This is a genomic window from Mesorhizobium sp. M7A.F.Ca.CA.004.12.1.1 (assembly GCF_003997835.1).
Lineage (GTDB): Bacteria > Pseudomonadota > Alphaproteobacteria > Rhizobiales > Rhizobiaceae > Mesorhizobium.
On record NZ_RZRK01000863.1, the window covers coordinates 1 to 2,522 of the forward strand.

General features: G+C 61.1%; 3 protein-coding genes and 1 pseudogene. 2 read left to right on the forward strand and 2 right to left on the reverse strand.

Going from position 1 to position 2,522, the window contains the following annotated elements; all coding sequences use genetic code 11:
* Together EN984_RS38360 and EN984_RS30890 are read right to left on the reverse strand one after the other, a co-directional pair.
* Positions 1–427: pseudogene (locus tag EN984_RS38360) on the reverse strand (extensin family protein); the annotation flags it as partial.
* 108 nt (positions 428–535) lie between these two features.
* A complete protein-coding gene (locus EN984_RS30890; RefSeq protein ID WP_013530064.1) occupies positions 536–961 on the reverse strand; it encodes a DUF3775 domain-containing protein in 426 nt (141 codons plus the stop codon).
* 141 nt (positions 962–1,102) lie between these two features.
* Here EN984_RS30890 and EN984_RS30895 point away from each other — a divergent pair, with 141 nt between their 5' ends.
* Positions 1,103–1,642, forward strand: a complete 540-nt coding sequence (locus EN984_RS30895) for a tetratricopeptide repeat protein (protein ID WP_127270421.1) — start codon at positions 1,103–1,105, stop codon at positions 1,640–1,642.
* A gap of 271 nt (positions 1,643–1,913) precedes the next feature.
* The gene (gene greA, locus EN984_RS30900) at positions 1,914–2,387 is read left to right on the forward strand and encodes a transcription elongation factor GreA (protein ID WP_013530066.1); all 474 of its coding nucleotides are present in this window, start codon (positions 1,914–1,916) and stop codon (positions 2,385–2,387) included.
* Positions 2,388–2,522: the final 135 nt, after the last annotated feature.

Sequence of the window (2,522 nt, forward strand, 5' to 3'; positions counted from 1 at the left end):
GTTCGGGAACTGACGACTCGGGGAGTGCCTGCTTTTCCTGGCGGGATTTTTCTTCGTTGGAACCTTCGGGCGCGCCGGTGGTCTTCGGAGCTTCCGTCTTCTGCTCCTGCGGCTTTGCAGTGTCAGCCTTCCGAGCGTCCGCCGGGCGCGGTTCCGGCACCGGAATGCCGGGCGCTGGTGCCGGAACAGATGGTCCAGGCACCGGAGCATCGGCAGGCAAGGGCAGCGGAGACTGCGTTTTCTGCTGTGTCTGCTTCGGCGTAACCGACCGATGTCTTCGTGGTTTCAGGCGCTTTCCGCCTCGCGGTTTAAGAGGCTGTTCGGCTCTTGGTGTCAACGGCTGCTCTATCCTCGGCGTCAACGGCTGGTGATGCCGATGGCGAAGTCTCGCCTCGGCCGGCATCACCAGTAAGGCCGTGACGGCCATGACGAACAAGATCCTGAACGTTCGGGAAAAGACAATCGACCCCATCGCCGTCAACGGCGCCGACGCAAGGTGGTTGCCTCGGCCGCATCACGAACGGTAACCGCTCCGTTACGCACCGATCGCTTCCAGCCCTTCCTCCAGCCAGTCGGCGAGCAGCGGCATGCCAAGCAGGTATTTCGCGGTGCGCTTGTTGGCGCGTTCGCGCGCGGCCGCCAGCGCGTCCGCCCATTCGGTGGCGTCGTAGTCGCCGCGACCGACCCAGGCCAGCGCGATCAGTTCGGCTGCTTCATCGACATTGAGGTCGTTGATCAGCTCACGCAGCTCTTCCTCGGTCAGATTCTCGGAGCTTTCCTCGGCAAGGCCGTCATGGTGATGGTTGACGTGGGACTCGCCATCGAGTTCGACCTCGTGCTCGGCGCCATCGGCATAGTCTTCATTGACGGCCGCACTCAGCGCCTTGGCCTTGAGGATGAACAGGCGCACAGTGTCGGGGCCGATCGAAAGCTCCCAGTCCTTTTCAAGCCGCCGCTGCAAGGGCCGTCTCCCTCAGGTCGTTTGCCGGATGATAGCGGATTTGCGGCATCCGTCACCTGATGTTCTCCGCACGCAATTTTCCGGGATGAAACGCAAGCCGACCGGCGTTAGTGTTGCATTCTCACCCTCCAGGAGGCTTCGATGCATAAAAGAGTGCTGATCCAGGTGGCGACTGCCCTTGTCGCGCTGCAGTTCCTTGCCGTTCCAGTGTTCGCCGCCGGCGGTGACAGTGGCGGCAGCGATCAGACGGTCACCCAATGCAAGAAGGGCGAAGTCTGGGACAAGAAGAAGAAAAAGTGCGTCGCACCCCAGGAGGGCATGCTCGACGACGACAGCATCTATGATGCTGGCCACGCGTTGGCGATGGCCGGGCGCTATGACGAGGCGATCGCCGTGCTCAGCCTTGCCGCCAACAAGCAGGATCCGCGCATCCTCAACTATCTCGGCTATTCGCACCGCCATTCCGGCCGCGTCACCGTCGGCCTCGGCTATTACGAGGAAGCGCTGCGCATCGATCCGAACTACACGCTGGTGCGCGAATATCTCGGCGAAGCGCATCTGCAGATCGGCGATCTGGCCGGCGCCCGGCAACAGCTGATGGAAATCGAGAAGCGGACCGGCAAGGGTTCGCGCGAATATGGCATGCTGGCCGAGCAGATCGACCATTTCATGAGAAGCTGAAAAGATCCCAGGGCTCTTCCAAGCGGCCGCGAGCGATCGCGGCCGCTTTTTGCTGCCCCCAGCCTCATTCACCGCCCTGGCTGATGAAAACGGGGATGATTTTAGCAAAACCGATTTTTGGGCGTGAAAAACCCGCTGACATTGCTATATTCAGGGAAATTGCGGTGAAACGGTTCCGTTAGCCCGAGGCTGCCGGACCCGTTTTCTTTTTGTACCCATCGACAAGGCTTTCCCCGAAACGCGGGGGTGGCAGCAGGAAAGGTCAGGCATCATGAACAAGGTCCCGATGACAGGCGAGGGGTTCGCGTCATTGAAGGAAGAACTGCGCTGGCGCCAGCAGGAAGAGCGGCCGCGCATCATCGAGGCGATCTCCGAAGCGCGCTCGCATGGCGACCTGTCCGAAAATGCCGAATATCATGCCGCCAAAGAGGCGCAGAGCCTCAACGAGGGCCGCGTCAACGAGCTTGAAGATTATATCGCGCGGGCCGAAGTGATCGACGTCAGCAAGCTCAGCGGCGACAAGATCAAGTTCGGCGCCACCGTGGTGCTGGTCGACGAGGACACCGAGGAAAAGAAGACTTACCGGATCGTCGGCGACCAGGAGGCGGACGTGAAGTCCGGCCGCATCTCGATCTCCTCGCCGATCGCGCGTGCGCTCATCGGCAAGGAAGTCGGCGACGCCATCGAAGTCAATGCGCCTGGCGGTGCCAGGGGATATGAGATCGTCCAGGTGCAGTTCATCTAGGGGATTTGAGGGGGGCGCGGCTGCGATTTTTAAGCTGAGGTTTGCGTCGCCCCTCATCGCCCTGCCGGGCATTTCTCCCCGTATAGTGACGGGGAGAAAGATGCTCCCGTCGACGATTTCGCCGATTTTCAACGT